This is a genomic window from Haemophilus parainfluenzae T3T1, from assembly GCF_000210895.1.
GTDB classification, from domain to species: Bacteria; Pseudomonadota; Gammaproteobacteria; order Enterobacterales; family Pasteurellaceae; genus Haemophilus_D; species Haemophilus_D parainfluenzae_A.
Map to the genome: position 1 here is coordinate 321,979 of NC_015964.1, position 16,903 is coordinate 338,881.

Annotated in this window: 17 protein-coding genes; 8 read left to right on the forward strand and 9 right to left on the reverse strand. The window is 40.5% G+C overall.

Going from position 1 to position 16,903, the window contains the following annotated elements; translation table 11 throughout:
• Window positions 1–284: 284 nt before the first annotated feature.
• The 7 genes from eno (at window position 285) to PARA_RS01625 (ending at window position 6,461) form a co-directional block, all read left to right on the forward strand.
• Entirely contained in the window at window positions 285–1,595 is a 1,311-nt protein-coding gene (gene eno / locus PARA_RS01595; protein WP_014064244.1) for a phosphopyruvate hydratase, read from the forward strand.
• A gap of 71 nt (window positions 1,596–1,666) precedes the next feature.
• Entirely contained in the window at window positions 1,667–2,305 is a 639-nt protein-coding gene (locus tag PARA_RS01600; protein ID WP_014064245.1) for an NUDIX hydrolase N-terminal domain-containing protein, read from the forward strand.
• An 8-nt stretch (window positions 2,306–2,313) separates the two neighbouring features.
• A complete protein-coding gene (locus tag PARA_RS01605) occupies window positions 2,314–2,733 on the forward strand; it encodes a DUF2251 domain-containing protein (RefSeq protein ID WP_014064246.1) in 420 nt (139 codons plus the stop codon).
• An 8-nt stretch (window positions 2,734–2,741) separates the two neighbouring features.
• Entirely contained in the window at window positions 2,742–3,449 is a 708-nt protein-coding gene (locus PARA_RS01610) for an HAD-IA family hydrolase (RefSeq protein ID WP_014064247.1), read from the forward strand.
• A gap of 7 nt (window positions 3,450–3,456) precedes the next feature.
• Window positions 3,457–4,083, forward strand: a complete 627-nt coding sequence (locus PARA_RS01615) for a hypothetical protein (protein WP_041918195.1) — start codon at window positions 3,457–3,459, stop codon at window positions 4,081–4,083.
• A gap of 2 nt (window positions 4,084–4,085) precedes the next feature.
• Window positions 4,086–5,267, forward strand: coding sequence for a glutathionylspermidine synthase family protein (locus PARA_RS01620; RefSeq protein ID WP_014064249.1), 1,182 nt, complete (start codon window positions 4,086–4,088; stop codon window positions 5,265–5,267).
• A gap of 48 nt (window positions 5,268–5,315) precedes the next feature.
• A complete protein-coding gene (locus tag PARA_RS01625) occupies window positions 5,316–6,461 on the forward strand; it encodes an iron-containing alcohol dehydrogenase (RefSeq protein WP_014064250.1) in 1,146 nt (381 codons plus the stop codon).
• A 155-nt stretch (window positions 6,462–6,616) separates the two neighbouring features.
• Here the strand turns inward: PARA_RS01625 and rplA are convergent, their stop codons facing one another.
• The 8 genes from rplA to lysM all read right to left on the reverse strand — a co-directional run bounded on the left by rplA (window position 6,617) and on the right by lysM (window position 12,934).
• Window positions 6,617–7,306 carry a 50S ribosomal protein L1 gene (gene rplA, locus PARA_RS01630; protein WP_005695230.1) on the reverse strand — a complete coding sequence of 230 codons (690 nt, stop codon included), beginning with the start codon at window positions 7,304–7,306 and terminating at the stop codon, window positions 6,617–6,619.
• Between the two features lie 4 nt (window positions 7,307–7,310).
• Window positions 7,311–7,739, reverse strand: a complete 429-nt coding sequence (rplK, locus tag PARA_RS01635) for a 50S ribosomal protein L11 (protein WP_014064251.1) — start codon at window positions 7,737–7,739, stop codon at window positions 7,311–7,313.
• 171 nt (window positions 7,740–7,910) lie between these two features.
• A complete protein-coding gene (nusG, locus tag PARA_RS01640) occupies window positions 7,911–8,468 on the reverse strand; it encodes a transcription termination/antitermination protein NusG (RefSeq protein WP_005695227.1) in 558 nt (185 codons plus the stop codon).
• 1 nt (window position 8,469) lies between these two features.
• Window positions 8,470–8,886 (reverse strand): preprotein translocase subunit SecE, encoded by a 417-nt coding sequence (gene secE / locus PARA_RS01645; RefSeq protein ID WP_014064252.1) that lies wholly within the window; start codon window positions 8,884–8,886, stop codon window positions 8,470–8,472.
• A gap of 121 nt (window positions 8,887–9,007) precedes the next feature.
• Window positions 9,008–10,246: an ATP-dependent protease ATP-binding subunit ClpX gene (clpX, locus tag PARA_RS01650; protein WP_014064253.1), complete on the reverse strand. Its 1,239-nt coding sequence runs from the start codon at window positions 10,244–10,246 to the stop codon at window positions 9,008–9,010.
• Window positions 10,247–10,255: 9 nt separating this feature from the next.
• Entirely contained in the window at window positions 10,256–10,837 is a 582-nt protein-coding gene (gene clpP, locus PARA_RS01655) for an ATP-dependent Clp endopeptidase proteolytic subunit ClpP (RefSeq protein ID WP_005695224.1), read from the reverse strand.
• 144 nt (window positions 10,838–10,981) lie between these two features.
• Complete coding sequence (gene tig / locus PARA_RS01660) at window positions 10,982–12,280, reverse strand: trigger factor (RefSeq protein ID WP_014064255.1); 1,299 nt, start codon at window positions 12,278–12,280, stop codon at window positions 10,982–10,984.
• Window positions 12,281–12,493: 213 nt separating this feature from the next.
• A complete protein-coding gene (gene lysM, locus PARA_RS01665; RefSeq protein ID WP_014064256.1) occupies window positions 12,494–12,934 on the reverse strand; it encodes a peptidoglycan-binding protein LysM in 441 nt (146 codons plus the stop codon).
• 177 nt (window positions 12,935–13,111) lie between these two features.
• Here lysM and PARA_RS01670 point away from each other — a divergent pair, with 177 nt between their 5' ends.
• Window positions 13,112–13,945: a neutral zinc metallopeptidase gene (locus PARA_RS01670; protein WP_014064257.1), complete on the forward strand. Its 834-nt coding sequence runs from the start codon at window positions 13,112–13,114 to the stop codon at window positions 13,943–13,945.
• 102 nt (window positions 13,946–14,047) lie between these two features.
• Here the strand turns inward: PARA_RS01670 and ileS are convergent, their stop codons facing one another.
• A complete protein-coding gene (gene ileS / locus PARA_RS01675; RefSeq protein WP_014064258.1) occupies window positions 14,048–16,873 on the reverse strand; it encodes an isoleucine--tRNA ligase in 2,826 nt (941 codons plus the stop codon).
• Between the last annotated feature and the right edge of the window lie 30 nt (window positions 16,874–16,903).

Below are 16,903 nucleotides of genomic sequence, written 5' to 3' on the forward strand. Positions count from 1 at the left end.
ATCATTCCTTTTTTATTCTATAAAGTCTTAATTAACACTTAATAATTCATACTAAAACAGTATGGAATTTACAGGCACTTTAACGAACTTTTATGAATAAATCCACTAAAATTAGATAGATATTAGATAAAAATAGACAAAATCTCACCGCACTTGATTGAAAAATAAGATACAGATCAAAGTGCGGTCATTTTTCCAAGACAAATTTCTAAATTTGCTTTATTATATTCCCGTTTTAGGTTCGCCTAACTAATTTTAATTAACTTTAAACAGAGGAAAACAAAATGGCAAAAATCGTTAAAGTCATTGGTCGTGAAATCATCGACTCTCGTGGTAACCCAACTGTAGAAGCTGAAGTTCATCTTGAAGGTGGTTTCGTTGGTTTAGCAGCTGCTCCATCAGGTGCATCTACTGGTTCTCGTGAAGCATTAGAATTACGTGACGGCGACAAATCTCGTTTCTTAGGTAAAGGTGTATTAAAAGCGGTTGCGGCTGTAAACGGTCCTATCGCAAATGCATTAGTGGGTAAAGAAGCGTCTAACCAAGCTGAAATCGACCAAATCATGATCGATTTAGACGGTACTGAAAACAAATCTAACTTCGGTGCAAACGCAATCTTAGCGGTATCTTTAGCAAACGCAAAAGCAGCAGCTGCGTCTAAAGGTTTACCTCTTTACGCTTACATCGCAGAACTTAACGGCACGCCAGGCGTTTACTCTATGCCATTACCAATGATGAACATCATCAACGGTGGTGAGCACGCAGATAACAACGTTGATATCCAAGAATTCATGATTCAACCAGTTGGTGCAAAAACATTACGCGAAGCACTTCGTATTGGTGCTGAAGTATTCCATAACCTTGCGAAAGTATTAAAATCTAAAGGCATGAGCACTGCTGTAGGTGATGAAGGTGGTTTCGCACCTAACTTAGCATCTAACGCTGACGCTTTAGCATGTATCAAAGAAGCAGTTGAAAAAGCAGGCTATGTATTAGGTAAAGACGTGACTTTAGCAATGGACTGTGCATCTTCTGAGTTCTACAACAAAGAAACCGGCAAATACGAAATGAAAGGCGAAGGCCGTTCATTTACTTCTCAAGAGTTCACTCACTATCTTGAAGAATTAACTAAACAATACCCAATCGTGTCTATCGAAGATGGTCAAGATGAATCTGACTGGGATGGTTTCGCATACCAAACTAAAGTGTTAGGCGACCGCGTTCAATTAGTGGGCGACGACTTATTCGTCACTAACACCAAAATCTTAAAAGAAGGTATCGAAAAAGGTATCGCAAACTCTATCTTAATCAAATTCAACCAAATCGGTTCTTTAACTGAAACTTTAGCAGCAATCAAAATGGCTAAAGATGCAGGTTACACTGCGGTTATCTCTCACCGTTCAGGTGAAACCGAAGATGCGACTATCGCTGATTTAGCGGTTGGTACAGCAGCAGGTCAAATCAAAACTGGTTCTATGAGCCGTTCTGACCGTATTGCGAAATACAACCAATTAATCCGTATCGAAGAAGCATTAGAACGTGCTGGCACACCAGCTCCGTTCTTAGGTTTAAAAGCGGTTAAAGGTCAAGCGTAATTCACGCTGAATTTACTATAAAATATCACCGCACTTTGCACAAAAGTGCGGTGTTTTTTTAAGGTGTTTTTATGAAGACACAATCTGATTCACTGCTTACTGAACCTTGGTTATCTTGGGCTATCGAAATTCAAAGCATTGCACAAAACGGGCTAACTTATTGCAAAAATATCTATGATATTGAACGCTATGAACGCTTGCGGGATTTGTCTGCTGAAATGCTCGCTTATAAAACAGCAATCCCAAAAGAAACCGTTAGATCACTTTTCTGCAATGAGGCTGGTTATCAAACCCCTAAAATCGACTCGCGGGCAGCTATTTTCAAAGATGATAAAATTTTATTAGTACAAGAAAATGATGGACGTTGGTCACTGCCTGGCGGCTGGATAGATGTGCTAGAAACCATTCATAGTAATACGATTAAAGAAGTACGCGAAGAAGCAGGGCTTAATGTAAAACCTACTTTCATTATTGCTATTCACGAACAACATAAACGCAATTTTCCGCCTTTTGTACATCCTGTACTCAAAACCTTCGTCATGTGCGAACCATTAAGTGGTGAATTTCAACCAAATAGTGAAACCGTCCAATCTGCCTATTTTGCGTTGAATGAACTGCCACCTATGAATGAAGAAAAAAATACGCCTGCACAGGTTGAACTTTGCTTTCAAGCACACCATAGTAGTCACTGGACTACACAATTTGATTAGGAAATACCATGTTACATTTAACCCTAGAAGACCAACTTTTTCTCGGTCAACCAAAACAAGTCGGTACACACTCGACTGTGCACGATCATCTGGCGGTGATGTTTGAAGATGATGGCGAAACGGGCTATTTTTATGCGTTAGATATGCGTCAAAATGCGCAGCCTGTTGTCGATTGCTTACATGTTTATAATGTGGATAACACACGCAATCACCATGAAGCACGTAAATTAGAAATCTGCTGGGATGAAAGCGGTTATTTAGCCTTATTGCTTATTAACGGCTATCCACATGCCGTATTTGATTTTGCCCATTTGATCGGCTATAACACCAACAAGCATCCTCAGCCTAACTTAATGAGCATGTGGACACACGAAGAAATCACCAATGAACGTGCAACAGCATGGCTTGGTGTCAATACCATTAAATAGGATTAACTATGCGATTTTACCGCGGTCTTCAGCCTTTCAAGGTCATGAGTTTTGATCTTGATGACACCCTTTACGATAACAATGACGTCATTCGTTTAGCCGAAGAACGCTTTCTTCAATGTGTGCAAGAACACGCACAACTGAGTGAGCTTACCTCAGAATATTGGCGAGGATGGAAATGGCAACTGGCGGAGAAAGATCCCTTGATTGCTGAAGATGTGATTGCCTGGCGTGTCGAAACGTTACGGCACTTACTGGCACATCATGGCAAGAGTGCGGTTGAAATTGACCGCACTTTAGTGCTTGCCATGGAAGAGTTTATTAAATGGCGACATAAAATTGATGTACCCGCAGAAAGTATTGAAGTGCTGAATCAACTGAAAGATCGATACCCGCTTAGCGTGATTACCAATGGTAATGTGATTGCAAAACGTATTGGGTTTGAACACTTTCAGCTGAGTTTACGTGGTGGAGAACAAGGCAGAGCGAAACCTCATCAAGATTTATTCCACCAAACCGCCCATTATTTTGGCGTAAAACCGAGTGAAATTTTACATATCGGTGACAACTTAACCACGGATGTTCAAGGCGCTATTCAAGCCGGCTGCCAAGCTGTATGGATTAATTTATCAGGCAAAAACCTCAATTCATTTACTGAAGCAAGTGTTTTGCCTACATTAGAAATCAATCATTTAACTGAATTATTAACACTTTAACCCTATGATGAAAAAGAAAAATCAAGTTCTCGTCAGCCTTTCTATTGTGGCTTTATTGGGCGGTTGCTCAGAAGAGCAAGTTCAACGAGATGTTTATAATAGCCTTGAGGATTGTTTAGCCGATTGGCAAAAAATTGAATTATGCGAAGCTGACCAATCTAATGAAAATAACAGCAGCACAACTGCACATGCTGGAGCTGGCTCCTCTCTCTCGGGCAATTTAAATACACGTCCAAGCAATAATAGTGAATGGTCAGAAGACAATCAGACCGTTAAACAAACCTTAAATCCTGATGGTGCAACTCACTCTAGCAATTCAAACGGTTCAGAAGGAGCAAGCCACACGAGTTCTGCAACAGGAGAAGGACACGGTAGTATGGGCAGTGCGATTGCAGGTGCCGCAATGGGCTATATGATCGCGCGTACGATGGGCTCATTTTTAGGCCCTAGTTACAATCCAAGTAACCGTGCCGTTTCAACACCAACGGGGCAAGTTATCCAACCGCAAACTAATCGTTCTGTCGGTAAGCCTGTATTAGTTAAAGGCAATGCAGGCAGCACTTACAGCAAACCGGTTTCACGCGGTGGCTTTAAAAGCTCAAATTCAAGCAGTAACCGTAGCTCAGGCGGTTAAATATGAAACGAATCACAGGCTTTCCTACTCGCCCTAATATGGTGCAACAATTATTAGATGTGGGCTTTGATTACTATAATCTGCCTTCCTCTGATGGATCGCATTATTGGTCGGACAATGTGGCGTATGAATTTACCCTAGCGGAAATCGATCATATTGAAGACGCCACCAACGAATTGCACGCGATGTGTATGGACTTTGTTGCCGATGAAGTGAAACAAGGTGATTATGCCCATTATCGCTTCACCGATTTACAGAAAAATCTGATTGAACAAACATGGGCTAAAGACGTACCGCACTTATATGGCCGTTTTGATTTTGGTTATGACGGTGAAAACCTCAAAATGTTTGAATACAATGCCGATACGCCTACTTCCCTGCTTGAAGCTGCCGTGGTGCAATGGCAATGGTTAGAGCAAATTGAAGGCTTAGCGCATCGTGACCAATTCAATTGGATTCACGAAGAATTGCTTAATCGCTTTCAGTTTATTCAACAGCAAACTGGATTAAAAGATTTCCATTTTAGTGCCATGCAAGAAGCAGGCCGTGAAGATTGGGGCAATATTGATTACTTAGCGGATGTGGCTTACAACGCAGGTTGGCATATTCATCAACTTGCCATTGAAGATGTGGGCTACGATAAAGACAGTCAGCAATTCCTCGATCTGAATAATCAACCTATTGATTGTTTATTTAAGCTCTATCCGCTCGAATGGATGACCACCACAGAATATGCGCCACACATGCTTAATTCATCCACCACTTTTATTGAACCAGCGTGGAAATTACTATTAAGCAATAAAGTGCTATTAGCGAAATTGTGGCAAAAACATCCAAACCACCCTTTATTACTACCCGCTTACTTTAGTAAACATGATATTACCGATCGTCAATCAATATGGGTGAAAAAACCGACGTTGGGCCGTGAGGGTGCCAATGTTTCTTACTATGAAAAACGTAATGGTCTAGAATTTGCTGCCAAAGGTAGCGAACATTCTACCTTTTACGATCAAGCAGGTTACATCTATCAACAAAAATTTGAACTGCCAAATTTTGATGGTATGTACCCTATGATTGGCTCTTGGGTAGTGGGTGATGTGGCTTGTGGCATTGGATTAAGAGAAGATTTTACCCCAGTTACCGGCAATGATAGCCACTTCATTCCGCACTATTTTGTGGAATAAAAACAACGCAAAAAATGACCGCACTTAACAGATAATAAGGAGATAAATATGTATCCATTTAGTTTTCAAAACCCTACTCGCATTGAATTTGGTCTCGATAAAGAAAAAGAGATGGGTAAATATATGCATGAATACGGTGCAAAAAAGGCCTTAATTATCTATGGTAGTGAACGTGTCAAACAATCCGGTTTATTTGAAGATGTGGCGAAAAGCTTACGTGAACATGGCATTGAATACATTGAATGTGGTGGCGTAAAAAGCAACCCGACAATCAGTAAAGTTCGTGAAGCCGTTGCAATGGCGAAAGCCTTTGGTGCAGATAGCGTGTTGAGTATCGGTGGCGGCTCTTGCCTTGATAGTGCGAAAGCGATCGCGGCAGGTGCGTGCTATGAGGGTGATACTTGGGACTTCTTTAAAGGCACACCGGTACAAAAAGCATTAATGATTTTCGATGTGATCACCCTTGCGGCAACAGGCAGCGAAATGAACTGGGGCTCAGTCATTACCAATGAAGAAACACAGCAAAAATATTCGATTCACAACAATCATTTATTCCCAAAAGTATCAGTCATTAATCCGAAATTACAAGCGACCGTCAGTCGTGATTACTTAGTGTATTCTGCTGCAGATATTATTGCTCATTCGATTGAAGCCTATTTCACGGCGGAATATCGCCCTGAAATTGTTGATTTCTTAGTAGAAAGCAATATTAAAACCGTTATTCGCACCACGGAAATCCTGCTCAATGATCCACAAGATCTCAATGCTCGTGGTGAATTTGCCTGGGCGGCTACACTGGCGTTAAATGGTTTAACGCATTTAGGTATCTCACCTTACGGTTTCCCAAATCATATGATTGAGCATTCCATGAGTGCGATTTCAGATGTGCCACATGGTGCTGGCCTTTCCGTGATTATGCCTGCGTGGATGCAATGGTATCAATTTCAAAGGCCTGCTCAATTCAAACGCTTTGCTAAAGAAATATTTGGCTTAGACAAGGCTGAAGACGGTATCCTAGCCTTAAAAGCTTGGTTTGATAAAATCGGCACACCAACGAGTCTTGAACAACTTGGTATTGATGATGAAACCTTAGCTGAAATTATTGAAAATGCGGCTCAAACTGCAATCAGAGCTAAAGTGGAAAAAACGTATACTAAAGAAGCTATTGAAGCCATTTTCGCTTTAGCGAAGTAATCTCTCATAAGAAAGAGCGGTCAAATTCAAAATATAATGAAATTTGAGCGCTCTTTTTATATTCTCAACATTTCACTTATTGAAAAGCATGTAAAAAATAACCGCACTTTAGTTACCCAAAGTGCGGTTAATTTGAATTAAGTTTTAACGCTTAATTATAGTGAAGCTTGATCAACAGCCACACCAGCCCCCATAGTTGTAGAGATGCTTACTTTCTTGATAAAGATACCTTTTGCAGTAGTTGGTTTTGCTTTGTTTAAAGCAGCCAATAATGCTTGAAGGTTTTCTTTTAATTGAACTTCAGAGAAGTTTGCTTTACCAATTGTTGTGTGGATGATACCGTTTTTATCGTTACGATAACGGATCTGACCAGATTTAGCATTTTTAACTGCTTCAGCAACGTTTGGTGTTACGGTACCAACTTTAGGGTTTGGCATTAAACCACGTGGGCCTAATACTTGACCTAATTGACCAACAACACGCATTGCATCAGGAGAAGCGATAACAACATCAAAGTTCATTTCGCCTTTTTTGATTTGCTCTGCTAAATCTTCCATACCGACTAAATCAGCGCCAGCTTCTTTAGCTGCATCTGCGTTAGCACCTTGGGTGAACACAGCTACACGTACTTCACGACCAGTACCGTGTGGTAATACAGTTGCACCACGAACGTTTTGGTCTGATTTACGAGGATCGATACCTAAGTTTACTGCAACGTCAACACTTTCAACGAATTTAGCCGTTGCGAATTGTTTTAATAACGCGATTGCTTCGTTGATTTCGTATGCTTTAGTAGAATCTACGCCAGCTTTGATTGCTTTCATTTTTTTAGTCAATTTAGCCATCGTATTATTCCTCCACCACTAAGCCCATTGAGCGAGCAGTACCAGCAATTGATTTCATTTTAGTTTCGATAGTCGCGCCAGTCATATCTGCTGCTTTAGTTTCAGCGATTTGACGAACTTGATCTAAAGTTACTTTACCCACTTTATCTTTGTTCGGTTTACCAGAACCAGATTTGATACCTGCAGCTTTTTTCAATAATACTGCTGCTGGTGGAGTTTTAGTAATGAAAGTGAATGAACGGTCTGCATATACAGTGATAACAACTGGAATTGGTAAACCTTTTTCTAAGCTCTCAGTACGAGCGTTGAATGCTTTACAGAATTCCATGATGTTCACACCTTGTTGACCTAATGCAGGACCAACTGGTGGTGATGGGTTTGCCATACCAGCTGCAACTTGCAACTTAACGTATGCTTGGACTTTTTTTGCCATTTTTTAGTTTCCTCTAAATGGGTGATAACGCCGAAATCGGCTCCCCTGTTAATGAAAGGCTGTATTTTAATTAATCAGCCTCAAAATTTCAAGCAGAAAAACTACTCGAAAAACAACCGCACTTTATTTTTTAAGTGCGGTCATTAAATTTCTTATTTTGGAAAAGGGAAATTAACGTGTTTTTTCCACTTGACCAAATTCAAGCTCAACTGGTGTTGCACGACCGAAGATAGAGACAGACACTTTTAAGCGCCCTTTTTCGTAATCCACTTCTTCAACCGTACCATTAAAGTCAGCAAATGGACCTTCTGTCACACGCACTTCTTCACCTGGTTGATATTCTTTACGATGACGTGGTTTTTCAGCACTTTGCTCTAAACGATTTAAAATTAAATCTGCTTCACGTTTAGAAATTGGTGCTGGTTTATCTGGTGTACCACCGATAAAGCCCATTACACGTGGTACGCTTTTTACTAAGTGCCATGTGTCATCATTCATTGCCATTTCAACTAATACATAGCCAGGGAAGAATTTACGTTCGCTTTTACGACGTTTACCTGCTACGTTTTCAACGACTTCTTCAGTCGGCACTAACACTTCACCAAACTGATCTTCCATTTGTTGTTGTTTGATATATTCACGCAATGTGATTGCTACACGACTCTCAAAGCCTGAGAATGCTTGCAATACATACCAACGTTTTTTGGATACGTTTTCAGTTTCGCTCATTTTAGAATCTCAAATCAGTTAAGAAGTTAATCAATGCAATGATAATTGAATCAATTGCCCAGAAGAATAAAGAGGTAAGCACGGTTACCCCAATAACGATTAAAGTGGTTTGACGTGTTTCTGCACGAGTTGGCCATACCACTTTACGACCTTCAACTTTTGCTTCGCTAAAGAATGTGCGAGCTTTTGTACCTTGGTTGGTAATTGCAGCTAAACCAAAAGCAATTAATAAAGCGACAACTACGCCAATTACACGCACAGGTAAAGAGAAGGCGTCTTTAAAATAAACGTTACCAATCGCTGCAGCAGTAAAAAATGCCACAGAAAGAATCCAAAGAAGCGTGTTTAAGCCTTTTGATTTTCCTTCTACGACTTGTTCTTGGTCATGTTTCTTTTTCTCAACAATTTCAGTTGCCATAAGTGAATCCGTATAAAATAAGGGATAAATAATTTTTAGATTAATTTCAGAGCGTGCGATTGTAGCATTTTCTTTCGGGATTGCCTATGAAAAATGTTAGAAAAAACAATCGCACTTTCTATTAGTTTTTATATTCGAGCTTTGGTGGTTTGTTATCAACGATGGTTTCTTCATCCACAATCACTTTTTGCAAGTTTTCGATTGAAGGTAAATCATACATCGTATCTAACAATACCGCCTCAACGATTGAGCGTAAACCACGTGCACCGGTTTTACGTTCAAGGGCTTTTTTCGCCATCGCTTTTAATGCTTCTGGCGTGAATTCAAGTTCCACATCTTCTAAGCCAAATAATGCTTGATATTGTTTGGTCAGTGCATTTTTCGGTTGAGTAAGGATCTGAATTAACGCTTCTTCATCTAATTCGCTTAATGGCGCAATCATTGGAAGACGACCAATAAATTCTGGAATCAAACCAAATTTCATTAAATCATCTGGCTCAACTTGACGGAATAATTCAGAAAGATTTTCTTTGTCTTCTTCTTTCTCTACTTTCGCATCAAAACCAATTCCAGTATCAGTTTGTGTACGCTTACCGATAATTTTATCTAAGCCGGCAAATGCCCCACCACAAATAAAGAGAATTTTCGAAGTATCCACTTTCAACATTTCTTGTTGTGGGTGTTTACGTCCACCTTGTGGAGGCACAGACGCAATAGTGCCTTCAATTAATTTTAATAAAGCTTGTTGCACACCTTCACCAGACACATCGCGAGTAATAGACGCCCCTTCTGATTTACGGCTGATTTTATCAATTTCATCAATATAGATAATGCCCTGCTCTGCTTTTTCCGTATCGTAATCGCAGTTTTGCAATAATTTCTGCAGAACATTTTCCACGTCTTCGCCCACATAACCAGCTTCAGTTAACGTCGTCGCATCGGCCATAGCAAAAGGCACATTTAAACGACGCGCCAAGGTTTGAGCTAATAAGGTTTTACCGCTACCTGTTGGACCAATTAACAAGATGTTACTTTTACCTAATTCCACATCATTGCTTTGGTGGTTCGTGCGTAAGCGTTTATAATGATTGTAAACGGCCACTGACAAGACTTTTTTCGCATAATCTTGCCCAATCACATAATCATCTAAGTGAGCACGAATTTCGTGCGGTGTTGGTAATTTTTCTTCAACTGCCAGTTCGCTAGGTGTTTCGATTTCTCCACTGTCTTCCAACATACTGTGGCAAAGCTCGATACACTCGTTACAAATATAACCATCTGTACCCGCAATTAATTTACCTACTTCACTTTTCTCTCTTCCGCAGAAAGAACAGTGAAGATCGTTATCATTTGTTGTCATGTTAAATCCTTAACGTTTAATCAACACATCGTCCACTAAGCCGTAAGCTTTTGCTTCTTCTGCCGACATAAAGTTGTCACGATCGGTGTCTTTTTCGATACGTTCGATGCTTTGACCAGTATGGAAAGCAAGACGCTCGTTTAAGGTTTGTTTAATTTTTAAAATTTCTTGTGCGTGGATCTGAATATCTGATGCTTGTCCACGGAAACCACCTAACGGTTGGTGAATCATCACGCGTGCATTTGGTAATGCAGCACGTTTTCCTGCAGTACCTCCTGCAAGTAAAAATGCGCCCATTGAGCAAGCTTGACCAATGCAAAGGGTACGCACATCCGGTTTAATAAATTGCATGGTATCGTAAATTGCCATACCCGCAGTCACTGAACCGCCCGGTGAGTTAATATAAATATTGATATCTTTTTTCGGATCTTCTGATTCTAAGAAAAGTAGCTGTGCCACGATCAAATTTGCCATACGATCTTCTACTTCACCACTCAAGAAGATCACGCGCTCTTTTAATAGGCGGGAATAAATGTCGTACGAACGTTCACCACGAGAGGTTTGTTCGACAACCATAGGAATTACACTCATTTTTGCCCCTAAATATGTGCTAAAAAATCGGGCAATATTCTACCCGAAAATCAGTAAAAACAAAAATGCGGTCGCTTTTCATTGAAAAAAACAACCGCACTTTCGATGATATACCTGTGAATTTAATTCACATTCTATCAATTATTATGCTTGTGGATTCATGATCTCATCAAATGAAGACGCTTTTTCAGTCACTTGAGCTTTAGCAAGAACGGCATCAACGGCTTGTTCTTCTAATACTACATTGCGAATGTTGTTCATTAATTCTTCATTTTTGCTGTAATATTCAACTACTTCAGCTGGTTGTTCGTAAGCAGAAGCGATATCCGCGATCATTGCTTTCGCACGTTCTTCATCTGGTTTCAATTCGTTTGATTTGATCACTTCAGAGAATAATAAACCGACTTGAACACGACGTTTTGCATCTGCTTCAAATAATTCACGTGGTAATTGTGCCGCTTGTTGTGCATTGCCACCGAAACGTTGTGCTGCTTGGTTACGTAACACATTGATTTCTTCTTCTACTGCAGAAGCTGGAACATCAATTGGGTTTTGTTCGATTAAACCATTGATGACTTGTTGTTTAACGCGAGAAACTAATGCGTTTTTCAATTCACGTTCCATGTTTTTACGGATTTCTGCACGTAAATCTGCCACAGTTTTGGTGTTTGGACCAAATTTAGCAACGAATTCATCTGTTAATTCTGGTAATTCCATTTCTTCTACTTTTTTCAAGGTGATCGCAAATTTTGCATCTTTACCTTTTAAGTTTTCAGAATGGTACTCCGCTGGGAAAGTCACATTGATATCGAATTGTTCGCCTGCTTTGTGACCTACGATGCCCTCTTCAAAACCAGGGATCATACGACCTTGGCCCATGAATAGAACGAAATCAGTTGCTTTACCGCCTTCGAATTCTTCGCCATCTACAGAACCAACGAAGTCGATGGTTACGCGAGAATCTGCTTTCGCTGCGGCTTTGCTTTCAACCCAAGTGGCTTGTTGTTTACGTAATACCTCAATCATTTTATCGATATCAGCTTCAGTGATTTCAACAGTTGGTTTCTCAACTTTGATATTTTCTAAGCCTTTTAATTCAACTTCTGGGTATACTTCGAAAGTTGCTGTGAATGATAAATCTTTACCTGGTTCGAACGTTTCGATAGCGAAAGTTGGACGACCTGCGATGTTGATTTTCTCAGCGATGACTGCATCAAAGAAATGACGTGGTAATAGATCGTTTAATACATCTTGACGGATTGATGCGCCAAAACGTTGTTCAATGATGTGAGCTGGCACGTGACCTTTACGGAAACCATCAACACGTACATTTTTTGCTGCACGTTTGAATTCTTCACGAGTTGCTTTTTCTACAGCTTCAGCTGGAACGGTGATCGTCACACGACGCTCTAAACCTTGAGTTGTTTCAATATTTAATGACATTTGTAACCTCAATTAATGTTGCACTCGGTAAAAACCACACCGAACACGTTATTGTTTGTAAAAATAAAAAACCGCCAAATTATAGCGAAAGAAAATCAAACAGTCGATAGAAACCAGAAAATTCAATAGAAAACTAGCTAAAATTGCACAATTTATCAACAATTTTTGATAAAGAAAAAAGTGCGGTCAAAAATAACCGCACTTTTTATCGAATTATAAACCTTTCGGTAAACGAATTTTTTGACCTGGGAAAATCTTATCCGCGTCTTTAATCACTTCTTTGTTTGCTTCAACGATAGCGGTGTATTTCGCACCGTTTCCATAAGCTTTCTCTGCGATTTTCCACAAGGTGTCACCTTTTTGGATTACATAGAATGTTTCATCACTGCCTAAGGTTTCACCGTTATTGATGCTTGCATCGCTCGTTACTGAATGGATACCTTGAATGTTACCCGCCATTAATACTGCTTTTTCTAATGCTGCTGCAGTTGATGCCACACCTTGGATATTTGCTACACCATTTTCCACGGTAACCGATAAGTTTTCCACGCCTGGATTGTCTTCTGCGATGTGTTGAGTCACTGCTTTAGACGCATCTTCTTCTTTAGAGAAAACTTTCTTACCAATGTCACTGACAAAATCAAATAAACCCATTTTAAAGTTCCTTTTGTATGTTTGTTTAAGGGATTATTACGATACTGAAATTCCCTTAAGAAGTCTATAAATCAGAGTGTAAAGCTATGTAAATATTTCAAGAAAACTGATCTAAAATTGACCGCACTTTGATAGAATACGCCGATTTTTAATTTACTCACTCAGAAAGGACAAATTATGCGTTGGGAAGGTCGTAGAGAAAGCTCAAATATTGAAGATAGACGTGGTTCTGGCGGTAACTTCGGTGGCGGAAAAGGCACCGGTGTGCTCGGTATTATCATTCTTTTAGTCGGCGCTTATTATGGTGTGGATCTTTCAGGCTTAGTGGGTACGCCTGATTTTTCAGGACAAAGCGCTCAACGATTAGAAACCCAAGAAGAACAGCAGCTTGCGAGTCTTTCTAAAGTTGTATTAGCGGATACTGAAACCGTTTGGGGACAATATTTTAGACAAATGGGGAAAACCTATAGTGAGCCAACCATGGTGCTTTACAATGGAGTGACCCCAACGGCTTGTGGTACCGGTCAATCTGCAATGGGCCCGTTCTACTGCCCGAGTGATCGCAAAGTTTACCTTGATTTATCATTCTATAATGAAATGAAAAATAAACTGGGTGCAGCAGGCGATTCGGCCTTTGCTTATGTAATTGCACACGAAGTCGGTCACCACGTGCAAAATATGCTTGGTATTCTGCCACAAGTAAATCGTGCACAACAAAGTAGCGATCGTAAAACGGCAAATCAACTTTCTGTTCAATTAGAACTTCAAGCTGACTGTTTCGCCGGTGTTTGGGCGAGCCAAGCGGTAAAAAGTGGTTTATTTGAACGCGGTGATGAAGAAAAAGCGTTTAATGCAGCAGAAGCTGTAGGTGATGACCGTTTACAAAAACGCAGCCAAGGTTATGTGGTGCCTGATAGTTTCACTCACGGTACATCAGCACAGCGTCTAGAATGGTTCAGAAAAGGCTTACAAAGCGCCAACCCTTCTGTATGTAATACTTTTAACCAATAAAATCTTTAAGGCTGATTCATATCAGCCTTTTTATTTCTGTTCATTTCAGCATAAAAAAAGTGCGGTCAATTTCGACCGCACTTTTTCTTTATGATGTTAAGCTTACGCGAACTGACGTACTTCGCCGTTACCTGCTACGTTTTCCACACAACGTGGACAAAGTGTAGGATGTTCAGGATTCGCGCCGATTTTGTCAGAATAATGCCAGCAACGTGGACATTTTTCACCGTTAGAACGTGCTACGCTTACCGCAATTCCCTCTAACTCACCCGCAGCCACATCCGCTGGTTTCTCTGCTAATGCTTTCACTTCTGCTTTTGAGGTAATTAACACGAAACGTAATTCATTGCCTAATTGTTCTAACAATGCACGGTATTCATCGTTAGCATAAACTGTTACTTCAGCTTCTAAACCACCACCGATCACTTTATCGTTACGCGCGATTTCCAGTACACGGTTCACTTCAGAACGAACTTTAATGAGTTGTTGCCAGTAAGCATCATCTAATTTTTCATTCTCGCCTAAGCCAAATAAGCCTTCGTAGAATTCTTCAGTAAAGACGAATTCTGCACGTGGCGTCGCGGTTTGTGGTAAGTAGCCCCAAATTTCATCTGCCGTGAATGACAGGATTGGTGCCATCCAACGTACTAAAGCTTCCGCAATGTGCCATAACGCTGTTTGGCAGCTACGACGCGCAAGACTATCCGCTTTGGTGGTGTATTGACGGTCTTTGATAATATCAAGGTAGAACGAGCCCATTTCCACAGAACAGAAACGCATTAAACGTTGTACCACTGTGTGGAATTGATAGTTATCGTACGCCTCTTTAATTTCTTTTTGTGCATCTAACGCACAAGCTACCGCCCAACGATCCAAGCTAATCATTTCTTCCGGTTTAACCGCATCACGTTGCGGATCAAAACCATTCAAGTTCGCTAATAAGAAACGTGCGGTGTTACGAATACGACGATAGCTATCCGCGGCTCGTTTTAAGATCTCATCAGAAACGGTCATTTCACCCGTATAGTCGGTAGAAGCCACCCATAAACGTAAAATGTCACCACCAAATTTATCCATCACTTCTTGTGGGGTCACGATGTTACCGATAGATTTTGACATCTTACGGCCTTGACCATCTACAGTGAAACCATGGGTTAACACTTGTTTGTATGGTGCTTTATTATCTGTTGCAGTAGAAAGCATTAAAGAAGACATAAACCAACCACGGTGTTGGTCAGAACCTTCTAAATACATATCGATATCTTGACCATTAAATTCTGGACGATTCGCGACAACAGAAGAATAGGTTGATCCTGAGTCAAACCACACGTCAAGGGTATCAGGCACTTTGCGATAGGTTTCTGCATCAGCCCCTAATAATTCTTTTTCGTCTAAATCCCACCATGCTTGAATACCCGCTTTCTCAACACGTTTCGCTACTTCTTCAAGTAACTCTAAGGTACGCGGATGAAGCTCTTCGGTTTCTTTGTGCACGAATAAGGTCATCGGTACGCCCCAAGTACGTTGACGAGAAATACACCAGTCTGGGCGGTTTTCAACCATTTTCTCGATACGTGCTTGACCCCAATCAGGAATCCAACGTACGCCTTTGATTTCGCCTAATGCTTGTTGGCGTAAACCCTGTGTTTCCATACCGATAAACCATTGTGGTGTCGCACGGAAAATAATCGGAGTTTTGTGACGCCAACAGTGTGGGTAACTGTGTTTGATTTTCTCAACTTTTAATAAGTTGCCCACTTCTTGTAATTTTTCAACAACCAATGGATTAGCTTCAAATACACCTTTGCCTGCGAAGAATTCAGTCGTTGAAATAAATTTACCGTCATTCGATACAAGGCCCGCCATTGGTAAATTATATTTTTGTCCAACAATAAAGTCGTCTAAACCGTGGTCTGGCGCGGTATGAACTAAACCTGTACCGCCATCAGTGGTCACGTGATCACCTAAAATCACTGGTACAGTGAAATCATAGAACGGATGATTAAAGCGTACTAACTCAAGCGCTTGACCTTTTACTGAACCTAACACTTCAACTTGTTCTACACCCACCGCTTTCGCCACAGATTCCACTAATTCAGCAGCTAAAATCACACGCTCATCGCCAAGTTGTACTAAGTTGTATTCTAAGTCTGCATTTACTGCAATCGCACGGTTAGACGGCATAGTCCAAGGTGTGGTAGTCCAAATCACTGCTGATAATTTGCCATGGCCTTTGCCTACTGCGTTAAATTTCTCTTCAATTTCAACCGCACTTACAGCAGGGAAACGCACGTAGATAGACGGAGAAACTTTGTCTTCGTATTCCACTTCTGCTTCTGCTAAAGAAGAGCCACAATCCAAACACCAGTGCACCGGTTTTGAACCTTTGTATAAGTGACCATTCGCAATCACTTTACCGAGTGTACGGATGATGTTTGCTTCGGTGTTGAAGTTCATCGTTAAATAAGGATTATCCCAATCGCCTAACACGCCTAAACGGATAAAATCTTTTTTCTGACCTTCTACTTGCTCTGCCGCATATTCACGACATTTTTGACGGAATTCAGCAGCGGTCACTTTCTCATTTGGTTTACCCACCAAACCTTCTACTTTTAATTCAATTGGCAAACCGTGACAGTCCCAACCCGGGATATAAGGCGAATCAAAACCTAACGCCGTTTTAGATTTAACAATAATATCTTTCAGAATTTTATTAACGGCGTGACCGATATGGATGTTACCGTTCGCATATGGAGGGCCATCATGCAAAATAAAGGATTTTTTACCTTTTGTCGCTTGACGAATTTTTTGATACAACTGTTTGTCATACCAATTTTTTAACATTACAGGTTCGCGTTTAGCTAAATCGCCACGCATTGGGAAACCTGTTTCAGGTAAATTTAACGTGTTTTTGTAATCAACTGTCATGTTATTTTCCAATTTTATATTTCAATATAA

Coding starts and splice junctions, on each gene's coding strand:
- eno (WP_014064244.1), top strand. CDS start 285: ATGGCAAAAATCGTTAAAGTCATTGGTCGTGAAATCATCGACTCTCGT.
- PARA_RS01600 (WP_014064245.1), top strand. CDS start 1,667: ATGAAGACACAATCTGATTCACTGCTTACTGAACCTTGGTTATCTTGG.
- PARA_RS01605 (WP_014064246.1), top strand. CDS start 2,314: ATGTTACATTTAACCCTAGAAGACCAACTTTTTCTCGGTCAACCAAAA.
- PARA_RS01610 (WP_014064247.1), top strand. CDS start 2,742: ATGCGATTTTACCGCGGTCTTCAGCCTTTCAAGGTCATGAGTTTTGAT.
- PARA_RS01615 (WP_041918195.1), top strand. CDS start 3,457: ATGAAAAAGAAAAATCAAGTTCTCGTCAGCCTTTCTATTGTGGCTTTA.
- PARA_RS01620 (WP_014064249.1), top strand. CDS start 4,086: ATGAAACGAATCACAGGCTTTCCTACTCGCCCTAATATGGTGCAACAA.
- PARA_RS01625 (WP_014064250.1), top strand. CDS start 5,316: ATGTATCCATTTAGTTTTCAAAACCCTACTCGCATTGAATTTGGTCTC.
- rplA (WP_005695230.1), bottom strand. CDS start 7,306: ATGGCTAAATTGACTAAAAAAATGAAAGCAATCAAAGCTGGCGTAGAT.
- rplK (WP_014064251.1), bottom strand. CDS start 7,739: ATGGCAAAAAAAGTCCAAGCATACGTTAAGTTGCAAGTTGCAGCTGGT.
- nusG (WP_005695227.1), bottom strand. CDS start 8,468: ATGAGCGAAACTGAAAACGTATCCAAAAAACGTTGGTATGTATTGCAA.
- secE (WP_014064252.1), bottom strand. CDS start 8,886: ATGGCAACTGAAATTGTTGAGAAAAAGAAACATGACCAAGAACAAGTC.
- clpX (WP_014064253.1), bottom strand. CDS start 10,246: ATGACAACAAATGATAACGATCTTCACTGTTCTTTCTGCGGAAGAGAG.
- clpP (WP_005695224.1), bottom strand. CDS start 10,837: ATGAGTGTAATTCCTATGGTTGTCGAACAAACCTCTCGTGGTGAACGT.
- tig (WP_014064255.1), bottom strand. CDS start 12,280: ATGTCATTAAATATTGAAACAACTCAAGGTTTAGAGCGTCGTGTGACG.
- lysM (WP_014064256.1), bottom strand. CDS start 12,934: ATGGGTTTATTTGATTTTGTCAGTGACATTGGTAAGAAAGTTTTCTCT.
- PARA_RS01670 (WP_014064257.1), top strand. CDS start 13,112: ATGCGTTGGGAAGGTCGTAGAGAAAGCTCAAATATTGAAGATAGACGT.
- ileS (WP_014064258.1), bottom strand. CDS start 16,873: ATGACAGTTGATTACAAAAACACGTTAAATTTACCTGAAACAGGTTTC.